Origin of the sequence: Janthinobacterium sp. SUN176 (assembly GCF_030587335.1) — a bacterium.
Classification (GTDB): Bacteria; Pseudomonadota; Gammaproteobacteria; order Burkholderiales; family Burkholderiaceae_D; genus Janthinobacterium; species Janthinobacterium kumbetense.
On the sequence record NZ_JAPWIA010000001.1, the window covers coordinates 1,828,987 to 1,847,783 of the forward strand.

At 64.2% G+C, this 18,797-nt stretch carries 17 protein-coding genes; 4 read left to right on the forward strand and 13 right to left on the reverse strand.

The features are described 5' to 3' along the window. Positions 1–58: 58 nt before the first annotated feature. The 13 genes from O3299_RS08320 to O3299_RS08380 all read right to left on the reverse strand — a co-directional run bounded on the left by O3299_RS08320 (position 59) and on the right by O3299_RS08380 (position 14,307). Positions 59–1,678, reverse strand: a complete 1,620-nt coding sequence (locus tag O3299_RS08320) for an amidohydrolase family protein (protein ID WP_305062034.1) — start codon at positions 1,676–1,678, stop codon at positions 59–61. A gap of 441 nt (positions 1,679–2,119) precedes the next feature. Next, positions 2,120–3,424: a homogentisate 1,2-dioxygenase gene (gene hmgA, locus O3299_RS08325; protein ID WP_305062035.1), complete on the reverse strand. Its 1,305-nt coding sequence runs from the start codon at positions 3,422–3,424 to the stop codon at positions 2,120–2,122. After that, on the reverse strand, positions 3,421–3,606 hold the full coding sequence (locus O3299_RS08330) for a DUF2783 domain-containing protein (RefSeq protein WP_092708909.1): 186 nt from the start codon (positions 3,604–3,606) through the stop codon (positions 3,421–3,423). The genes hmgA and O3299_RS08330 overlap by 4 nt, the downstream gene beginning before the upstream one ends. 12 nt (positions 3,607–3,618) lie before the next feature. Further along, positions 3,619–5,298, reverse strand: a complete 1,680-nt coding sequence (locus O3299_RS08335; RefSeq protein ID WP_305062036.1) for an FAD-dependent oxidoreductase — start codon at positions 5,296–5,298, stop codon at positions 3,619–3,621. Positions 5,299–5,314: 16 nt separating this feature from the next. Then, positions 5,315–6,652, reverse strand: a complete 1,338-nt coding sequence (locus O3299_RS08340; protein WP_305062037.1) for an MFS transporter — start codon at positions 6,650–6,652, stop codon at positions 5,315–5,317. 175 nt (positions 6,653–6,827) lie between these two features. Continuing rightward, positions 6,828–7,643, reverse strand: coding sequence for a helix-turn-helix transcriptional regulator (locus tag O3299_RS08345; RefSeq protein WP_305052147.1), 816 nt, complete (start codon positions 7,641–7,643; stop codon positions 6,828–6,830). Positions 7,644–7,653: 10 nt separating this feature from the next. Beyond that, the gene (gene msrA / locus O3299_RS08350) at positions 7,654–8,163 is read right to left on the reverse strand and encodes a peptide-methionine (S)-S-oxide reductase MsrA (protein WP_289907166.1); all 510 of its coding nucleotides are present in this window, start codon (positions 8,161–8,163) and stop codon (positions 7,654–7,656) included. 66 nt (positions 8,164–8,229) lie between these two features. Then, complete coding sequence (locus tag O3299_RS08355) at positions 8,230–9,573, reverse strand: MBL fold metallo-hydrolase (protein WP_305062038.1); 1,344 nt, start codon at positions 9,571–9,573, stop codon at positions 8,230–8,232. Between the two features lie 66 nt (positions 9,574–9,639). Then, the gene (gene hemB, locus O3299_RS08360) at positions 9,640–10,614 is read right to left on the reverse strand and encodes a porphobilinogen synthase (RefSeq protein ID WP_305062039.1); all 975 of its coding nucleotides are present in this window, start codon (positions 10,612–10,614) and stop codon (positions 9,640–9,642) included. A gap of 112 nt (positions 10,615–10,726) precedes the next feature. Then, a complete protein-coding gene (locus O3299_RS08365; protein WP_305062040.1) occupies positions 10,727–11,629 on the reverse strand; it encodes a DUF535 family protein in 903 nt (300 codons plus the stop codon). A 166-nt stretch (positions 11,630–11,795) separates the two neighbouring features. Then, the gene (locus O3299_RS08370; protein WP_305062041.1) at positions 11,796–13,148 is read right to left on the reverse strand and encodes a cell wall metabolism sensor histidine kinase WalK; all 1,353 of its coding nucleotides are present in this window, start codon (positions 13,146–13,148) and stop codon (positions 11,796–11,798) included. Then, positions 13,141–13,827, reverse strand: coding sequence for a winged helix-turn-helix domain-containing protein (locus tag O3299_RS08375; RefSeq protein ID WP_034785794.1), 687 nt, complete (start codon positions 13,825–13,827; stop codon positions 13,141–13,143). Before O3299_RS08375 ends, O3299_RS08370 begins: the two co-directional genes overlap by 8 nt. Positions 13,828–13,917: 90 nt before the next feature. Further along, positions 13,918–14,307: a hypothetical protein gene (locus tag O3299_RS08380; protein WP_305059404.1), complete on the reverse strand. Its 390-nt coding sequence runs from the start codon at positions 14,305–14,307 to the stop codon at positions 13,918–13,920. Positions 14,308–14,552: 245 nt separating this feature from the next. Here O3299_RS08380 and O3299_RS08385 point away from each other — a divergent pair, with 245 nt between their 5' ends. The 4 genes from O3299_RS08385 to O3299_RS08400 all read left to right on the forward strand — a co-directional run bounded on the left by O3299_RS08385 (position 14,553) and on the right by O3299_RS08400 (position 18,790). Further along, positions 14,553–15,323, forward strand: coding sequence for a YdiY family protein (locus O3299_RS08385; protein ID WP_289897710.1), 771 nt, complete (start codon positions 14,553–14,555; stop codon positions 15,321–15,323). Positions 15,324–15,336: 13 nt separating this feature from the next. Beyond that, positions 15,337–17,211, forward strand: coding sequence for a triacylglycerol lipase (locus O3299_RS08390; RefSeq protein ID WP_305062042.1), 1,875 nt, complete (start codon positions 15,337–15,339; stop codon positions 17,209–17,211). 118 nt (positions 17,212–17,329) lie between these two features. Beyond that, complete coding sequence (locus tag O3299_RS08395; protein WP_305062043.1) at positions 17,330–18,103, forward strand: hypothetical protein; 774 nt, start codon at positions 17,330–17,332, stop codon at positions 18,101–18,103. A gap of 6 nt (positions 18,104–18,109) precedes the next feature. Next, the gene (locus O3299_RS08400) at positions 18,110–18,790 is read left to right on the forward strand and encodes an RES family NAD+ phosphorylase (protein ID WP_305062044.1); all 681 of its coding nucleotides are present in this window, start codon (positions 18,110–18,112) and stop codon (positions 18,788–18,790) included. The last annotated feature ends 7 nt before the right edge of the window (positions 18,791–18,797 follow it).

Below are 18,797 nucleotides of genomic sequence, written 5' to 3' on the forward strand. Positions count from 1 at the left end.
CGATAATCTCCAAATTTTGAAAGTGAAATTTCGGACACCCGCACCATGCTCTTTTCCGCTAACCGAATCGATCATCAACTTTCAACAACCAGGCAGGCGGCTTTACGCCATGTTTGTCATAGAATGTCTGCAACCTCAAACGCGTTTTCCCGCCTTGGGACAAGCCTGCGTAACGTACGGCGTTATCGCCAAAGAATTTATTCGAGAGCGTCGTCGCGGTTTCGTCTCTGAGAGATGGCAGTTCTTCAAGCTCTTTGAAAAGTTTCATAAAATCGCTCAAATAGCTTCCAATTGAGCTGGCTATCAGGCTCATTTCCCAGTCTGTGCCATATAAAAAGCGATTCGCCAACGATGCAGAACCCTTTTGGGCGGTAAGGTCATAGAGCTTTTGCAGATCGGCCTTGAGTTCAGCCTGGTCCGATATCACCTCGGTAAAGAATCCAGCATCGGCGTACGCGAATTCCCCAGGTCCGCTTGGATTCATTTCCTTTGCAAATGCTTCGGCAAGGGAGAATCCTGCACGCTGGTCCTTCACGATTGACGTGTCGCCAAAATGTCCGAAGTTGATACGCAGGCGTGGAAACTCCTTCAAGACGCACGCCCAGTATCTGGAACCGGCCAGATTCTTGAAAGCCATGCTGGGGCCGTTAGAAAGACCCGTGTGCGCCATGACAGGTACACCATGCTCTTCACAGTAGCCATAAAGCCGGCGCAAGGCGCCATCAAGCAACTTTCCCAAATCAGGGGTATTTTGTACCCACTCCGGCAACCAACAACGCTTCCAGAAATCGGGCTCCGCATCTTGAATATGCTGATTTCCCAGCGCGGCAAAGCCCATTGGTGGGTATAACTTGACGCCGATAAATCCATGTTCATCAAGCGCGCCCTGGACAAGAGCAAAAGAACTGGTAGCTGATTCCCCCTTGCCGAACGCCACTTCTCGCAACGGACAGAATGGCACGAATCCGTGCATTCTCCCTCCCGTCATAATGGACAACTGCTCCATGACCTTGACCTGCGTTTCGAGCGTCGTCCCTGTTGTTTTCCCCTTTGAGATCCACCACGAATAATCGACCATGCTGGGCATAAGGAGGTCCACCGTTCGAACCCCGGGAACATTAAATGTGCGCAGATATTGCTGAATATTTACATACCGGTATTGGAAATTTTGAAGGATGAATTTAATTACACCCATCACCGACCTGTCTCCACTCAGCATGTCCAATGGCTCTGGAGCGTCCTTGTCCAAATCGGGAATCGTGGCAGGAAGCTTGTCAATAATTTCCAGGGCCTCGACTTGCAAACGGGTCTGCATATCGGGAACAAGGAGCTTGCTTTGTTTTTCCACAATGAATGGCAGGTACAGGGGGGAGGTAGCGGCAGCGGTCTTCAAGGAAGCCGTACCGGCTGCATATGCGTTTCGTCGCAGCTGTGAAATGACCTCAATCTTGGCCTGCTCGGTTGTACAAGCAGCCAGTTGGGGGGACAACTCCCGGAGCGTCTGCAGTTCCACATTACCCGAAGGCGCCAATGACCACGCAAGGCCTTGTAGCAGCGCACCGACAGCCATTGCCGCAGGTCCCAGCGGGCTGGCCTCCCCAACCAGCACCTTTCCCACAAAGTCCATGACAGGGATATCCGTGCCATTGAAAATGTGGCAGTGGGCATCGATGGTCAAAGGTCCCGTCGGCAAGTTAATGTCAGGACTGTTTACGCAATCTATGGGACATGGCTTGAGCAAGCAACAGCCTGACAAGCCGACGGTTGTGCCAACCGCGAGAGCACCGATGCCTCGAAGGGCACGACGACGGGCGAAGTTCTCCGGAAAGTGGTCCATACAGCCCTTTCAGCAGTTCATTTCTTCGACTAGCGGGTACAGAAAAAATCGCGTGCTCGATGCAAGGGGGATGGTATATTGATAATTTCAACTTGGCAAGATTTATCGCACAGGCGCGGGCGCGGACTGTGCGACCAATGTTTGACTAACAACGCCTGACACAACCGTAATGAGCGAAAGAAAGACTCGGCGCCCGTGTCGGCTCGAGAAGCGCAACTGTACGGAGTACGGGGCCGCCGAGGCAGTAAAAATTACGATGCGCAGCAGGTTTTGATAGGCTGTCTACGCCTGCTCCGGGTCGAAATGCTTGCGCAAGCCTTGCCAGCAGGCGAAATAGTCGTTTTGCAGCAGGCCGCCGTCCAGCGCGAATGGCGTGGGCTTGAGGATGGTGCGCGTCTCGAACATGAAGGCCATGGTGTCGCCCACCTTCACGGGCGCGGACGTGTCGCTGTGCGACGCCTTCTCGAAGGTCTGCGCATCGGGGCCGTGGCCGGACATGCAGTTGTGCAGGCTGGCGCCGCCCGGCACGAAACCGGCCGCCTTGGCGTCGTACACGCCGTGGATCAGTCCCATGAATTCGCTGGCCACGTTGCGGTGGAACCACGGCGGGCGGAAGGTATGCTCGGCCGCCAGCCAGCGGGGTGGGAAGATGGCGAAGTCGATGGCGCCAAACAGGGGATTTTCGCTGGGCGCCTGCAGCACGAGGAAGATCGACGGGTCCGGGTGGTCGTAGCTGATCGAGCCGATGGTGTTGAAGCGGCGCAGGTCATATTTGTACGGCGCGTAATTGCCATGCCAGGCCACCACGTCCAGCGGAGAATGGTCCAGGGTCGTGCGCCACAAATGGCCGCCGAACTTGGCCAGCAGCTCGCATGCGCCGTCGATGTCTTCATACGCCGCGTGCGGCGTGAGGAAGTCGCGGCTGTTGGCCAGGCCGTTCGAACCGATGGGGCCCATGTCGGGCAGGCGGAAGGCCGTGCCGAAGTTTTCGCACACATAACCGCGCGCCTGGCCGTCCGGCAGGGTCACGCGGAAGCGCACGCCACGGGGGATGACGGCGATTTCCTGCGGTTCCAGCTCGATCAAGCCCAGTTCCGTGGCAATGGCCAGCCGGCCTTGCTGCGGCACGACCAGCAATTCGCCATCGGCCGAGTAGAAGAAGCGCTGCATGGAGCGGTTGGCTGCATACACGTGGATGGCGCAGCCGCTCATCGCTTCGGCGCTGCCGTTGCCGGCCATGGTCTGCCAGCCGTCGATGAAGTCCACCGCCGTGGCGCCGTCGGGCAGCGGCAGCGGGTCCCAGCGCAGCTGGTTCGGCGGCGTCGGCGGCATGGCGTGGAAGTCGCTGACGATGCGGGTGTTTTCCAGCAAGGTAAACGGCGGATGCTGGCTGGCAGGGCGGATGCGGTACAGCCACGAGCGCCGGTTCTGCGCGCGCGGCGCCGTGAAGGCCGTGCCCGACAATTGTTCCGCGTACAGGCCCAGAGGCGCCTGCTGCGGCGAATTCTGCCCCTGCGGCAAGGCGCCGGGCACGGCTTCCGTGGCAAATTCGTTGCCGAAGCCGCTTTGGTAGCCGGCGCCTATCATGCCGGCTCCGCCAAGCCGTCGGCCGCGTCGCGCAGCAAGCCCTGCACCACGTCGGCCTTGCCGATGGCGCCCATGGCCAGCAAGGCGAAACGGGCGAGGAACAGGGGCGAACGCTGTTCGCCCAGGCCTCCCATGGTGTGGCACAGCTCCGTGTACAAATTATCCAGTTCGATATCGGTCATATTGTCTCCTTGTTACTTTGATCGGGCGATGCCGGCCGCCGCCAGCGCTGCCGCCACCTGCCCCACCTGCACTTGCCGCCAGCGCCCCAGCACGTGGCCGTCCGGGCGCACGAGGTAAAACGTGCCAGGCTGCGCGTCGAACAGCGAGAATAGCTGCGCCGTGTGGTCCCAGGCGCACTCTTGCGCCCCGCCGCGGGAAATCGCCACGCTCGTCAGCGGCAAGGTGTCGCCCAGCGCCAGCAATTCAGCGGGAATGGCCCCGTCCTCGCTGAAGTACAGCCCCGTGAAATGGCCATCTGCGCGCTTGAGCAAATCGGTAATATACCCCGCTTTTTGCCCGCCGTCGTACGGCAGCGCCAGCGGGCATTCCGGCAAGACCGTGCCCGGAGCGGGGCCGGCGGCAAACGTGTCGGGGTCCGGCGCATTCAGGGCCGACTGCGCATACGCGATGGCGCTCGTCTGGCGCGGGTTGATCAGCGAGCGCACGTGCGCATGCCTGCCCGCCAGGCCCAGCACGGCCGTGCGCATCAAGTCAAAAGCGAAAGTGGGCGGCGCCATGAATTCCGTGCTCTTGGTGCCGTGGCGCAAGTTTTCACGGGCGGCGAACACGCGCTCGTCCGAATAGCTGTCCAGCAAGGCATGCGGCGCCTGGCCCTTGACCACGTAGGCCAGCTTCCAGGCCAGGTTGTCCGCATCGTCGATGCCGGAATTGGCCCCCCGCACGCCGAAGATGGGCACGAGGTGGGCCGCATCGCCCGCGAACAGCACGGGGCCATGCCGGTATTTTTCCAGGGTCAGCGCATTGGCCTTGTAGATGGTGATCCACACGGGATGCCACGGCGCCGTTTCGCCCATCATGGCCAGCAGGCTGTCCACGCGGGGCGCCACGTTTTCCAGCAGCACGGCCGCCTGCGCATCCTCGTCGTCGCGCAACTGGTAGTCGATGCGCCAGATATCGTCGGGCTGCTTGTGCACCAGCACGGTCGAACCGGGATTCGACGGCGGGTCGAAATACGCGAGGCGCTCCGTCGGGCGCTCGCTCTTCAGGTGGATATCGACGATCACATAACGCCCTTCATAGCTGGTGCCCTGCAATTTGAGGCCCAGCGCCTCGCGCACGGCGCTGCGCCCGCCGTCGGCCGCCACCAGCCAGTCCGCCTCGATTTTGTAGGATTCGTCGGGCGTCGCCACGGTGACGGTGACGCCGTCGGCGCGCTTGTCCACGCCAGTCACCCGCGTTTGCCAGCGGATATCGATCAATTCCGGCTGGCGTTCAGCCGCATCTAGCAGGAATTGTTCGATATGGTATTGCGCCAGGTTAACCATCGGCGGCAACTTCTGGTTCGCGTCTTGCGGCATCGTAAAGTGCAGCACTTCCTCGTCGCGGTAAAAACTGCGTCCGCCCGCCCACGGCAAGCCCTTGCTGATAAAACCGTCGAGCGCGCCCAGGCGTTCGATGATTTCCAGGCTGCGCCGCGAGATGCAGATGGCGCGGCTTCCCGTGCACACGCCGTCGTCCGCCTCGATCAGCACCGAGCGCACGCCGTGGCGGGCGAGGCCCAGGGCCGTGGCCAGGCCCACAGGGCCGCCGCCGACGATCAGGACCGGGACATGCTGCGTGGCGGCGCCGGCCGGTTTGCCGGGCGGATACACCTTCGGCACATGGGGATAAGGGTGAAACGTGTCGCTCATGATGGGTCCTCTTCGATCAAGTATGGTCTTTGCCGCCGCGCGCGATGGGCAGGGTCAGCACGATGGCCGCGCCCGCCACCAGCAGGACGCTGGCGTACAGCAAGCCGGTGGCAAAGCTGTGCGTGAGATCCTTCAGCCAGCCCACGACGACGGGATTCAGGGCCGAGCCGATATTGCCCGTGGCATTGATGACGGCGATGCCGATGGCGCGCGCGCCCAGGCTCAAGGCCCGGTCCGGCGTCGTCCAGAAGACGGACATGGCCGTATAAGCGCCCGTCGACGCCATGCACACGCCCAGCAGTTGCAGCACGGGGTTGGCCGAGTACGCCGTGCACAGCCAGCCGGCGGCCGACAGCAGCATGGGCCAGACGATGTGCCAGCGGCGTTCCTGCAGGCGGTCCGAGCGGCGGCCCCAGGCGATCATGCCGATCACGGTGCACACTTGCGGAATGGCTGCCAGCAAGCCGATTTGCGTGTTGCTGGCATTGCTATTGAAACTTTTCACGATCAGCGGCGTCCACACGGCCACCATCGCCAGGGTATTGACCAGGCAGAAATAGGCGATGCCGAATTTCAGCACGGTGGGCGACAGCATTTCCGCCAGCACCGAGGTTTTTTGCTGCGACGCAACAGGCTTCTGCTCGGCCGCCAGCATGCGCGCCAGCACTTGCTGCTCCAGCTTGCCCAGCCAGTTCGCCTTGGCGGGCGAGTCGTCCAGGTAGCCGTACACGGCCAGGCCCAGCAGCACGGACGGCATGCCTTCGAGCAAGAACAGCCATTGCCAACCCTTCAAGCCCCAGTGGCCATCGAGCCCCAGGATCAGGCCCGACAGGGCCGAGCCGATGGCGGCCGTGACGGGCATGGCGATCATGAACAGGGCATTCGCCCGCGCCCGGTAGGCGCTGGGAAACCAGTAGGTCAGGTACAGCAGCATGCCGGGCAGGAAGCCCGCCTCCGTCACGCCAACGAGGAAGCGCAGCGCATACAGGCTGGCCGGGCCGCTGGCGAACAGGGTCGCCGTCGAGGCCAGGCCCCAGGCGATCATCATGGAGCCTATCCATTGACGGGCGCCGATGCGGGCCAGCACGATGTTGCTGGGGATGCTGCAAGCGATGTAGGCGATGTAAAACAGGGTGGTGGCAAAACCGAACTGGGTGCCGGACAGGCCCAGGTCTTGCATCATGGTCAGGCCGGCGAAGCCGATATTGATGCGGTCCAGAAAGGAAAACACGAACAGCAGGAACAGAAAGCCCAGCAGATGGCGCGACACCTTGCGCATCACTTGCTGTTCCAGTTGCACGGTGGCCGCGTCGAGGACGGGCGTGGCGGGGGTGGCCGCGTGGGCGATGGTCATGCTGGTCTCCATAAGGTGTCGCTCTCCCCTTGCTATTGTTATTGGGTGAGAGCGGCCGGGTGATCCCGGCTTGCAACACAGTATGCAGACGCGCGCCGCGAACCTTGTCCCCATTTTGGGGACGTTACGCGGCTAAAACAGTCAAAAAGGCGAAGCCAGCCCTACGCCAAAAGGACTAAGGTGCTGGCGCCATGCACAGCGCAAACAGTTGCCGCTGGCTGGAAATGCCCAGGCGTTTATAGGCGCGCTTCTGGTAGGTGATGACGCTCGATGGCTGCACGCCCATGGTCTCGGCGATTTCCACGGCCGTGAGGCCTTCGAGCACGCAGCGCAGCACGTCCAGTTCGCGCTTGCTCAGGGCGGGGCAATGCTGGCGCAGCCTTGCCAGCATCAGCGGCGCGACGCCTTGCGTGGCCTGGCCCTTCAAGCTGTAGTGATGCTTGACGGCATGGGCAAACAGCGGTGACAGAGTTTCGATGCCCGCCACTTCGCCGGGCTGGAACTGACCCTGGCTGCTGTCGCGGTAGAAATTGACGGACAACCAGATATCGCCGGCCGGCTGCAGCAGCAGGGACAGGCGGTCCGACACATTCGGCTTCTGGTAGCAGACGGCGCGGTAGCCGGGATGGTCGATCTCGTCGCTGGCCTGCTGGTGCAGCACGATGGCGGGATCGATTTTCCGCCCCGGCGCCAGGGCGATCACGCGCTGGTTGCCATCGAGCGCATAGTAATGGCGGGCGTAGCTGTCGGCGATATCCTGCAAAAAGCGCCCGCCGCGCCGGTCGGCCACGGCGACGGTGCGGGGACGGTTGCCGAATTCATAGGCAAAGATCGTGCACTGGGCAATGGGCGCGACCGTGCTGACCGTCTTCAGGATGGCCCCGGCGACGGCGTTCACGTCCGCATGGCCGATGGCCGCCATCAGTTCCAGGGTACGCCCGAAGTCCAGCTGCCCTTCCGCCGGCGGCCGCTCGACGCGCCAGTAACGCATGCCCGGCTCCTTACTGCCCGCGTTGCGGCAAGACCCAGTCCGGCCGGATGTAATGGCAGGTGTAGCCGTGCGGCAAGCGCTGCAGATAATCCTGGTGCTCCGGTTCCGCTTCCCAGAACGGGCCGGCCGGCGCCACTTCCGTCACCACCTTGCCGGGCCACAGGCCGGAGGCGTCGACGTCGCGGATCGTGTCCTCGGCCACCCGTTTTTGCTCATCGCTCGTATAAAAGATGGCCGAGCGGTAGCTGGTGCCGCGGTCATTGCCCTGGCGGTTTTCCGTGCTGGGGTCGTGGATCTGGAAGAAAAATTCCAGTATCTTGCGGTAGCTGATGGTGTTCGGGTCGAAGATGATCTCGATCGCTTCCGCATGCGTGCCATGGTTGCGGTAGGTGGCGTTGGCCACGTCGCCGCCGCTGTAGCCCACGCGCGTGGCGATCACGCCCGGATAGCGGCGCAGCAAGTCTTGCACGCCCCAGAAGCAGCCGCCGGCCAGGATCGCGGTTTCCTTGTTTTGTGTCATGTTGATCATTCCTTGATCTGAGATACTGGGATTAATCGTTTATCTTACCCTGTCGCGCGATTTTCTTCAGCGGGCCAGCAAGCGCTTGAGCTGCGCCGCCTGATAGGCGCCGATGGCGTCGTTGAACAGGCAACGGATCAAGGGATCGTCGACGATGTCCGCTTCCATCAGTTCGGCGCGCGTGGCTTCGTCGAAGGGGCCATCGTTGATGCGCATGTACATCGACGTCAGCGATTCACCAAGCACCAGCGCCGCGTGGCATTTCACCAGCGGCACTTGCGTCGTCCAGCCCGGCGCCTCGCCCGTGTCCGGCACGAGGTCGATCAAGTCGCCATGCGTGCGGTAATGCAGGATGGTGGCCGCGCCGTCATGGCCGTACAGCGCCAGGCGCCACACGCGCGGGGCCTGAAAATAACTGTCGTCGGGCAGCTCCATGTCGCGGTAGCGTTCGAGCAAGCCGCGATGGCAGAAATCCAGCACCAGCGCCGTGTCGGCATCGTTCAAGGGCGCGAAACGCCGGGCGATGTCCGCCGTGGCGGGCGCAAGCGCCTCCGGGCGGTAGTCGAAATCCACGTCCTGCGGCCCCACGGGAATGACCCAGGGCAGCGGCGCGGCCGGCGCCATGCCGTGTGCATCGAGCAGCACGGCCGTCGATGGATCGAGGCGGAAGATGTGCGTCTCGGGCAGCGCGGCGCCCATTTCATCGGCAAAGCGGCGGTAGGTAATCGGGAACATCGCATGGTTGTACCAGGACCAGTCTTCCTGCACGAACTGGCAAGAGCTGGGCACGAGGTAACGGGGCGCCAGCGCGCGCAGCTGCGGCACCCAGTCGTCGGGAAGTTCCACCGGGCCCCGCGCCGCTTGCGACGGTGCGATGACGGCGATCTCGCGCATGGTCTGGAACGGCCACAGCACCATGTCCCAGGGCGCAAACGCGGCCAGCTGCGCCGATGTCTCGGGGCCGATCCAGGAATCGACGACGTTGAGCACATTCAAGCCCGCTGCGCGCACCTGGAACAGCGAGTCGACGTCGTCGTCCAGCGCGCGGCGCGGGATCACCTCGATGCTGCCCACTTGCACGGGCACGTCCACGTGCAGCTTCTCTACTTGCGTAAAACCGAGCGCGCGCAGCATCGCGAACAGTTCGTCGAAGACGCAGTACAGGTAGATGGGCGTGGCGCGGTCGAGCGCATCGAGGCTGTCGAGCGAGCAGTGGTCGTCGTGGAAGTGCGAGATGAAGACGGCATCCCAGCGCAGCCGGCGCACGGCGTCCAGGTCGAAGCGCACGGGCGGAAACGCGTGGCAGTTGCGGCTGAACGGGTTTTCGACGATGGGATCGAAGGCGATGGCCGTGCCTTCGCATTCGAAGACATAGCCGGCGTGCAGGATGCGGGAGATTTTCAGGGGCATAAGCAAATTCAGGTTGGGCAGCGCGCCATGATAGCTGAAAAGGCGGCCGCCCTGCCCCGTGTTTACTTAGTACGGATTATTCAGCACATCCATCGCGAAGTAAGTAAAAATCATGTCCGCGCCCGCGCGCTTGATGGCGCCCAGGGTTTCCTGCACCACGCGGCGCTCGTCGATGGCGCCCGCCTGGGCGGCGAACTTGATCATCGCGTATTCGCCGCTGACCTGGTAGGCGCCGATCGGCAAACGCGTCACTTCGCGCAGGTCGCGGATGATGTCCAGGTAGGCGCCGGCCGGTTTCACCATCAGCGCGTCGGCGCCTTCGGCTTCGTCGATCAGCGATTCGCGCACCGCTTCGCGGCGGTTCATCGGGTCCATCTGGTAGGTCTTGCGGTCGCCCTTCAGGGTGCTGCCGGCCGCGTCGCGGAACGGGCCATACAGGCCGGAGGCGAACTTGGTGGAATACGCCATCACGGGCGTGTCGTGGAAACCGGCCGCATCGAGCGCGCTGCGGATCGCCGCCACCTGGCCATCCATGGCCGCCGACGGGGCGATGATGTCGGCACCCGCCTGGGCCGCGATGACGGCCTGCTTGCCCAGGTTGAGCACCGTGCTGTCATTGTCGACCGTGTCGCCATGCAGGATGCCGCAATGGCCGTGGTCCGTGTATTCGCAGAAGCAGGTATCGGACATGACCACCATTTCCGGCACGGCGTCCTTGATGATGCGCGACATGCGCGCCACCAGGCCGTCCGGATTCAGGGTGTCCGTGCCGTGGCTGTCCTTGTGGTGCGAAATGCCGAAGGTCATGACGGAGCGCAGGCCGGCGCGCGCATAGCGCTCCACTTCCTGCGCCAGCTTCGCTTCAGGAATGCGGCGCACGCCGGGCATGGACTTGATGTCGATGAATTCGCTGCTGCCTTCGTCGACGAAGATCGGCAGGACCAGGTCGCGCGGATTGATCTCGGTTTCGCGGAACAGCTCGCGCAGTTGCGGGGTCGCGCGCAGGCGGCGCATGCGCGAAGTGGGGAATTGTGCTGGCATGGGATGACTGGCTTCAGGTTAACAACGCCGATCAGTATACGCCGATCACGCCGATTGCGCCGGGCTGCCCGGCAAAAAAGCCGCGCAGGTCAAGAAACCCCGCCCTGCGCCGTCATTGCGCGTGCAGCAGGGCCGCCACTTGCCAGCGCATGTCGGCCGCCAGCTGCACCAGCATGGCGCCGCGGCGGCGCGCATCGGCGCGCTTTTTCGACGGCACCAGCTCCAGGTCCGGCATCCGGCAAGGGCCGCAAGGCAGGCGGTAATTGCCGTCGCTGGTGGGCAGCGCATGCAGTTCCCGCCACGCCAGGTCGTAGTCGCAGGAGATATGCCGGCGCCGGCGCCAGTTCAGCGCGATGCGGTTGGCGTTGCTGACCAGGTCCAGGTGGCCGCAGCCGAAAAAGTCGCCCAGGTCGCGCAAGGCGGCCACCATCAGGTTTTTCGGCCGGCAGCCGTGCAGCGCCCGCGTGGCCTCCTTCACCGCCTGCGCGCCGGCGGGCGAGCGCAAGCCCTGCAAGGCGCCCAGCTGGATGACGGCGCCGCCAGGCTGGGGCCGGAACAGGAAACTGGCCAGGTACAGCGGCACGCCGTCGCGCGTCAGGCGCAGGCACAGCTCCCCTTCGCGGTGGCTGTCATGGACGGCCGTCAGCTGCAAGCGGTAGCTGGCGCCGTCCTTGCCTTCGATGGTGGCCAGCACCAGCGCGCGCCGCGCCGCGTACTCCACCAGCGGCCGCGCGCCCGCCTGCCACAGGAAACGGTAATGCCCGCATAGCAGGTCCACCCTCGCCGCGCAGCCCAGCTGGCGGCTGGCGTAGGGGCGATAGATCTTGTAGCGCAGGCTGGGATGGGCTTGCGCCAGCGCCGCCAGGCCCGGCGTCGCGGCGATGACCGCTTGCCAGCGCGCGCGCTGCAGGGGGAAGACGAGCGCGCCCAGCGCCGCCTTGATCCGGTGGCCATGCTGGCGCAGTGGCGCCGGTTGCGGCGCGGCGTTGTCGCCGGTGGCGGTAAATGTATGCATGAAACGGCTCTACTGAACGGGACGCGGCGACGGCCGCAGGCAGCCCGGCACGGGCCGCTGCGCGCACGCAGCCGCTCTACGCGGGGTAAAGCGGATGATAGGGGGAGGCGAAAATGAAGGGGGTTACAAGTTGGTAATGTGCGGATATGCCACGGGCACTGGCAAGCTAGCGCAGCAGCCGCAAGCGCAGGCGCAGGCCCGGCGCCGCATCCTCGATCTCCAGGCTGCCGCCGTGCAGGGCCGCGATGGCCGCCACGATGGACAGGCCCAGGCCATTGCCGGGCAAGTGGCGGCTCTTGTCGAGCCGGTAGAAGCGCTGCGTCAGCTTCGGCAATTCTTCCGTCGGCACGCCGGGGCCGTTGTCGCGCACCGCCAGCCAGCTGCCCCGTTCATCGCTGCCAGCCGACACTTCCACCGTGGCGCCCGGGCCCGCGTACTTGATGGCGTTGTCGACCAGGCTGGCCAGCGCGCTGCCCAGCAGATTGCGGTCGCCGCGCGCCGGCACGCCTTCGCCATACATCTGCACCAGCAGCACGCCCTGCTCGTCGGCCGTGGCTTCGTACATTTCCACGATATCGGCGCCGATCTGCTGCAAGTCGATGTCGTCGAAATTCTCCGGGCGCATGCCCGATTCGGCCGCCGCGATCTGCAGCAGCTTGTCGAACACGCGCGTCAGGTCGTCGATGTCGTCGATGGCCGCCTGCGCCGCACTCTCGTGGCCGGCCACGTCCTGATGCTGGCGCAAGGCGCCATCGAGCTTGTTGCGGATGCGCGCCAGCGGCGTGCGCAAGTCGTGCGCGATGGCGTTCGACACGTGGCGCACGCCTTCCATCAAATGTTCGATGCGGTCGAGCATGCGGTTGATGTCGCGGCTCAGCAAGCCGAATTCATCTTCGCTGGAGACGGGAATGCGCCGGCTCAGGTCGCCCGCCTCGATTTCCCCTGCCGTGCGGCGGATCTGGCCGATGCGCGCCTCGAGCTGGCGGCGGAACAGCCAAGCGCCTGCCACCACCAGCAGGATGGCCACCCCGCCGCCATAGGCCAGCGAGCGCAGCACCAGGGTGCGGATCGACTTGCCCTCTTCCATGTCGCGCCCGACGAACAGGCGCGCGCCGCCCTCCAGGTCGCGGATCAGCATGCGCGCGGGCACCCGGCGCCCTTCGCGCGTGACGTCGCGGTGCAGCAAACGGCCCACGGGGCTGCCCACGTCGGGCCAGGACGACAGATTGCCCGCCACGCGGCGGCCGTCGGCGCCCACCAGCAGGAAGATTTCCGTGTCGCTGTCGGTGCGGTCGGTCAGCAAATGGGCGATTTCCGCCGTCGTGCGGCTGGCGTCGTCCTGCTGGTACAGGGCGGCGAGGCGCTCCGAGAGCAGGGTCAGCTTGCGGTCCACGCTGCGATCGAGCACGCCGATGGTGCCGAAATAGAAGACGGCGCAGACGATGCTGATCGAGACGACCACCAGCACGCCATAGCCGAGCGCCAGGCGGGCCGCGATCGAGCGGTGCCAGTTACGCACTGTCGATCACGCCCAGGGTGTAGCCGACGCCGCGCACCGTGTGGATCAGCGGTGGCGAAAATTCCTTGTCCACCTTGGTGCGCAAGCGGCTCACCTGCACGTCGATGACGTTGGTCTGCGGGTCGAAATGGTAGTCCCACACGGCTTCGAGCAGCATGGCGCGCGTGACGGACTGGCCCTGGTGGCGCATCAGGTATTCGAGCAAACGGAATTCGCGCGGCTGCAGGGCGATTTGCCGGTTGGCGCGCGTCACGCGCATGGTGCGCATGTCGAGCACCAGGTCGGCCACCTGCAGCTGCGTCGATTCGGGCACGGGCGCGGCGCGCCGCAGCAGCGCCTCGATGCGCGCCAGCAGTTCGGCGATGGCGAACGGTTTCGACAAATAATCGTCGCCGCCGCTGCGCAGGCCGCGCACGCGCTCGTCGACGCTGGACAGGGCCGACAGCACCAGCACGGGCGTGTTGCGGCCCATGCCGCGCAGGCGCGCGACGATGGCCAGGCCGTCGATCTCGCCGGGCAGCAGGCGGTCGAGCACCAGCGCATCCCAGTCTTCGCCGCAGGCCAGGCGCATGCCGTCGATGCCATTGTCGCAGGCGGTGACGTCGTGGCCAGCCTCGCGCAGGCCGGCACAGATATAGCGGGAAGTTTCAGCTTCGTCTTCGATGACCAGGCAGCGCACGGGAATTCCTTGTAAAGAGCGGGACAGCAAACATGCGCAGCATACGCCAGGCGCGCGCCACTTGCCAGCCCCGCCGCGCGGCGTTCCCGGCTAGTTACATTTTCCGCGCAGCTTGGCGATCGCCACGAAGGGCAAGGCATACACGCCGCCGATGGCGAGCGGGCCGATGCCAGTGGGCTGACGCTTCAAGCCATCGGCGTGCAGGCAGTCGGGTACCTTCGCTTCGGCAAAGGCGGCGGCAAACTGCTCATATTTTCGGTCGGCGCGTATCGTCACCTGCTGCATGGCAGGCTGCGGCAGAGAGTCGCGCACCTGCGCCTCTTCCTCCAGCACGGCGCGCACGGCATCGCGTATCATCGTTTGCGTCAGTTGCGGTGCCGGCCCAGGACCCTGTACCGGCGCCGCTTCGGGTGCCTGCGCGCCCGCTGGCGCCGCACCGCACAGCCATATCAGAGTAACAAGCTTGCGTGCCATTTTCATCGTCATCATCCATGCATGCCAGGTTTGCAATATTTCTCATAATATAGCAGCATTCATGCGCGCCGCCGCGTGCGGCGAACGATGGCAGGGTCGGGTACAATACAGCCTCGACAATTTTTGGCCGCGCCCGCGCGCGCATGTGCGCAGGTTTATCGGCGCCTCCCGGCTTGCCGCGGCCTGCATAGCCACCACTGCCATTAACGAACAGCAGGCACGCCCGGCGCGCGCCACAGACAAATACAGCCATGAAACCGACCCACTCTCTCGCACTGGCGCTGGCCATCACCTGCGGCAGCGCCGCCGCCGCCGACACCAAGCAAAGCATGCTGTTCGATGAAATCCCCATCGGCAGCTGGAGCACTTCCGCCGAACTGGGCGCCATCACCACCTCGGGCAACACGGTCGGCACCTCCGTCACGGGCAAGATCGACGCGCGCCAGGAGCTCGATGACTGGAGCAACCAGTACATCTTCAGCGGCTACTTCAAGGAAGACGAAACGACGAACGACGACGGCGAGAAAGTGCGCGAACGCTCGGCGGAACGCTTTTCCGCCTCCGCCAAGGCCGCCTACAAGCTGATGGCCGACCATGAAAAACTGTTCGTGCTGGCCTCGCACGTGAACGACAAGTTCGGCGCCTACACCAAGTACTCGACCCTGGCCGTCGGTCATGGCTCGCGCTGGTACCAGTCGAGCGACAAAAGCGTCGACGTGGAAATCGGTCCCGGCTATTTCAGCGGCACCAACGACGCGGGCGAATCGGAGCACGGCCTGACGGTGCGCGGCGCGGCCGCCATGAAGTGGAAGATCAGCCAGTCGGCCATGTTTACGCAAACGATCAGCGTGGAACGGGGCACCTCGAACACCCACTCGATCGCCGAGACGGCGCTCAGCACGAAAATCAACGGCACCATGCAGATGAAGGCCGCCTTCAGCGCCCGCAACGACACGCGCGTACCGGACGACAAGAAGAACACGGATACGCAAACCTCGCTGACCCTGGTCTACTCGTTCTAGGCGCCGACCGGCCATGCTGATGCGGCGTCTGCGCGTATGCGCCCTCCTGTGCGCCGCGGCGCTCCTGAGCGGCTGCGCCGCCGTCACCGTCAGCGCGATCTCGCCGGCCGACTACCTGCAGCAGCGGCGCGGCGACATCCTCACCACGGGAAAATTGAGCGCCGCGGCCAGCGAGGTGCTGCGCATCATCGGCAGCGACATCGCCGCCTGCGAAGCCAATACGGGCAGCTGCCGCGCCGACCTGGCCCGCTCCGAGCTGCTCAGCGACGAGCAGCGCCTGGCCACCCTGTCCGAATTGTGGCTGGAAAGCGCGCTGGCGGAAGAAAAGCAAGGCGGCCACGCCAGCGCCGAACTGCTGGCCGCCTGGCTGGAATCGGCCCGCTACGCCTATGCCTACCTGTTCTACACGACGCGCACGCCGGGCCAGCGCGCCTTCGAAGAGCGCCAGACGCAGATCCGCGACTACTATAACTATGCCGTGCAAAAGGCCGTCGGCAACCTGTTCCGCCACCGCGGCGAATACCGCCCGGACGGCCATGTGATCCGCGTCGCCGGCTGGCAGATCGACAGCGAATTGTCGGCCCTGCGCCTGCCCGAGGACGGCACCTTGCCCGAAGAACTGCTGCCGGCCACCTCGCTGTCGTTTTCCGGCCTGCGCAATGTGTACCGGCGCGACGGCTTCGGCGCCGACCTGGTGGCCGTCATGCCCAAGCCCCAGGCGTCCAAAGGCGACTATGTGCCCTACCAGGAAACCCGCTTCCCCGTCGTCACGGCGCTGATCCGCTTCGACGGCAACAGCCTGCAGGAAGTGCTGGCGACGCAGCAGCTGCTGGTGATGCTGGTCGACCCGACGCGCAGCGAATCGACGCGCATGGCGGGCCAGGAATTGCCGGTGGCCGCCAATTTCACGGCCGGCTATGGCTTGTGGCTGGCCCGTTCCGGCTTCGGCGTGCAGGCGCTGCGCACCCTGTTCGGCCGCGCCGACGGCATTTCGCGCCCGCAGGTGCACCTGATGCAGCCCTACAACCCGAACAAGCGCACCATCGTCATGCTGCACGGCCTGGCCAGCAGCCCGGAAGCGTGGATCAACGTGGCGAATGAGCTGATGGGCGACGAACAGCTGCGCCGCCGCTACCAGATCTGGCAAGTGTACTACCCGAGCAATGCACCGCTGGCGGCCAACAACGCCGCCATCCGCCAGGCGCTTGCCGCCACCCTGGCGCAGTTCGACCCGGCTGGCAAGGCGGACGCCGCGAACGACATGGTCTTGATCGGCCACAGCATGGGCGGCGTGCTGGCGCGCCTGATGGTGTCCGACGCCAGCAACACCCTGCTCGACGCCATCACGGAAGAATACAATTTGAAGGGCAAGAAGGCGGAAAAAGTGCGCGCCGGCCTGGCGCCCTACCTGAATTTCACGGCCATGCCGCAGGTGAACCGCGCCATCTTCATCGCCGCGCCGCACCGCGGCACCTCGTTCGCCAACCACAAGGTGGCGCGCTGGATCGCCAACCTCGTCACCTTGCCGATCACCATGCTCGACCAGTTGTCCGACGCGGCCGGCAGCCTGGCGCAGCTCGACACGGGCAGCAGCGAACCGCTGCGCATCCCCAACAGCATCGATAACCTCAGCGACAAGGACCCGTTCGTGCGCCTGGTGGCCGACCTGCCCATCAGCCCGAAAGTGCGCTACTACTCCATCATGGGCAACGACACGCCGGACCTGCCGCTGGCCGAATCGAGCGACGGCGTGGTGCCCTATGCCAGCGCCCACCTCGACGGCGCGCAATCGGAAAAAGTCATCCCGTCCTGGCACAGCGTGCAGGAAAGCCCGCAGGCGATTTTGGAGATACGGCGGATTTTGCGGCTGCCGGACAGCCTGCCATAAGGCATCGCAGGTCGGATGCGCGGAGCAACGCCCTGCGCAATCCCACCTATCCGCCCTGCCTGCCTCCAGCCATTGCTCATCAACATCGCCACGGCGCCAATCCGGATGCAAGAAAGCAATGACCATGACCGCGCGGCCGCATATCCAGCTGCCTGATGCGGGAAAAGTGCGCTGCTCGCTTGATAAAGTTGCGAAACATGATAATCTTGTGAGTGAGATGTCAGCCGCATTTATCCGAGGAGTGAACATGACAGCACATCTGACTCACAGCACCCTGGCGCCCGACCTACAGGAATGGACAGATAGGGACTTGCGGGCAGTGGAACAATTCTCGCAGTTGGTGGGTGCGCAACTCGACATACTGGCGCACGGTCCCGAGCGCGAGCGCCTGATCGACCTGGCCACGCGCGCACTCCATGCGGCGCGCGCCTCGCTGGTCGCCACGCCGCCATCGATCCTGCTGCAACTTCCCGCATCCAAACTCAAGGTTTCAGAAGTCATTGGCCAGGGATGGGTGGAACTGTCGCAAGCGTCGCTGTATCGCGCCGTGGAAAGCCAGCGGTTTTATTGTGTGACGCCCAAGGGACGCAGTATCGGCAAGGAATTTCCAGCATGGCAATTTGTACAGCCCGTGCCGGAACTGATCGCGCCCGTGCTGGCCATCCTGGCCGGCCAGCCAAGCAGTGAAATCCATGCTTTCTGGATCAGCAGTGCAGACGAACTCAACGAACTTTCGCCAGCAGAGATGCTCGCAGGCAAATCGTTTGAAACGCGGCCCGCAGTGCATCCCAGCCAGCAGGCGCTGCTGGATCTGCCGGCCAGCGAGAGATTACGCAAGGTCATGGCATCGGCAAAGTGGCAGCATAGGGGGATGGCTGACATCATAGGCTAGTCCCGCATGACGTCTGAACTGCAAGAAACACCAATTCCGCCAGACATGGCCGCACGCCTGCCGGCATTGGCATCGCTGCACACTGAATTATTGAGCAATATCATCATCCTTCAGGCCGGCCAGGCCCTCGTGCGCGCGGCGTGGAACACGGCATCCATCTGGCCAGCGAAGGTTGAACGGACCTACCGCTTCGGTCCGCCCGCCGAGCTGGCCAATGCGCACGGCTTACCCTATCACTGGGTATATATTGCGGACGATGCCTACACGGCAGCCTGGGAAGCCCAGCTTTTCCGTAACGACGTCACGCGCCCGGGCACCTTTTACCTCGACCACAACGCGCAACAAGCGCTGATCGCGACGCTGTCATTCAGCGTGCCACTGCGGCTGCTCGACCTGACGGGTCTGGCCGCCAGCCGGCTGGGCATCTATGAGCAATTGCGCAGCCCCGATCACGGCTGGTGCCAATGGCTGGGCTGGCAGCTGGATCGGATCATTGCGCAGGAAGCCGGCGCGATTCACGGTTTCATGTATCCATCGCGCCGCCAGCCCGGCAAACTTGCGTATGCCATTTCATCGCGCCACATGAGCAAGCTGGGCAGCGACATGGCGTGCCAACACGTGCGATTCGGCGACACCGCGGCCTGCGCACGCCTGCTTGCCGACCGCCTGCGCGTGGACCCGCCCTGACCTGCCT

Bases quoted from the DNA above. Each gene is read 5' to 3' on its own strand.
- O3299_RS08395 (WP_305062043.1), top strand. From the start codon at position 17,330: ATGACCATGACCGCGCGGCCGCATATCCAGCTGCCTGATGCGGGAAAA.
- O3299_RS08345 (WP_305052147.1), bottom strand. From the start codon at position 7,643: ATGCGTTACTGGCGCGTCGAGCGGCCGCCGGCGGAAGGGCAGCTGGAC.
- O3299_RS08400 (WP_305062044.1), top strand. From the start codon at position 18,110: ATGACGTCTGAACTGCAAGAAACACCAATTCCGCCAGACATGGCCGCA.
- O3299_RS08385 (WP_289897710.1), top strand. From the start codon at position 14,553: ATGAAACCGACCCACTCTCTCGCACTGGCGCTGGCCATCACCTGCGGC.
- O3299_RS08355 (WP_305062038.1), bottom strand. From the start codon at position 9,573: ATGCCCCTGAAAATCTCCCGCATCCTGCACGCCGGCTATGTCTTCGAA.
- O3299_RS08365 (WP_305062040.1), bottom strand. From the start codon at position 11,629: ATGCATACATTTACCGCCACCGGCGACAACGCCGCGCCGCAACCGGCG.
- O3299_RS08330 (WP_092708909.1), bottom strand. From the start codon at position 3,606: ATGACCGATATCGAACTGGATAATTTGTACACGGAGCTGTGCCACACC.
- msrA (WP_289907166.1), bottom strand. From the start codon at position 8,163: ATGACACAAAACAAGGAAACCGCGATCCTGGCCGGCGGCTGCTTCTGG.
- O3299_RS08380 (WP_305059404.1), bottom strand. From the start codon at position 14,307: ATGAAAATGGCACGCAAGCTTGTTACTCTGATATGGCTGTGCGGTGCG.
- O3299_RS08335 (WP_305062036.1), bottom strand. From the start codon at position 5,298: ATGAGCGACACGTTTCACCCTTATCCCCATGTGCCGAAGGTGTATCCG.
- O3299_RS08390 (WP_305062042.1), top strand. From the start codon at position 15,337: ATGCTGATGCGGCGTCTGCGCGTATGCGCCCTCCTGTGCGCCGCGGCG.
- O3299_RS08340 (WP_305062037.1), bottom strand. From the start codon at position 6,652: ATGACCATCGCCCACGCGGCCACCCCCGCCACGCCCGTCCTCGACGCG.
- hmgA (WP_305062035.1), bottom strand. From the start codon at position 3,424: ATGATAGGCGCCGGCTACCAAAGCGGCTTCGGCAACGAATTTGCCACG.
- hemB (WP_305062039.1), bottom strand. From the start codon at position 10,614: ATGCCAGCACAATTCCCCACTTCGCGCATGCGCCGCCTGCGCGCGACC.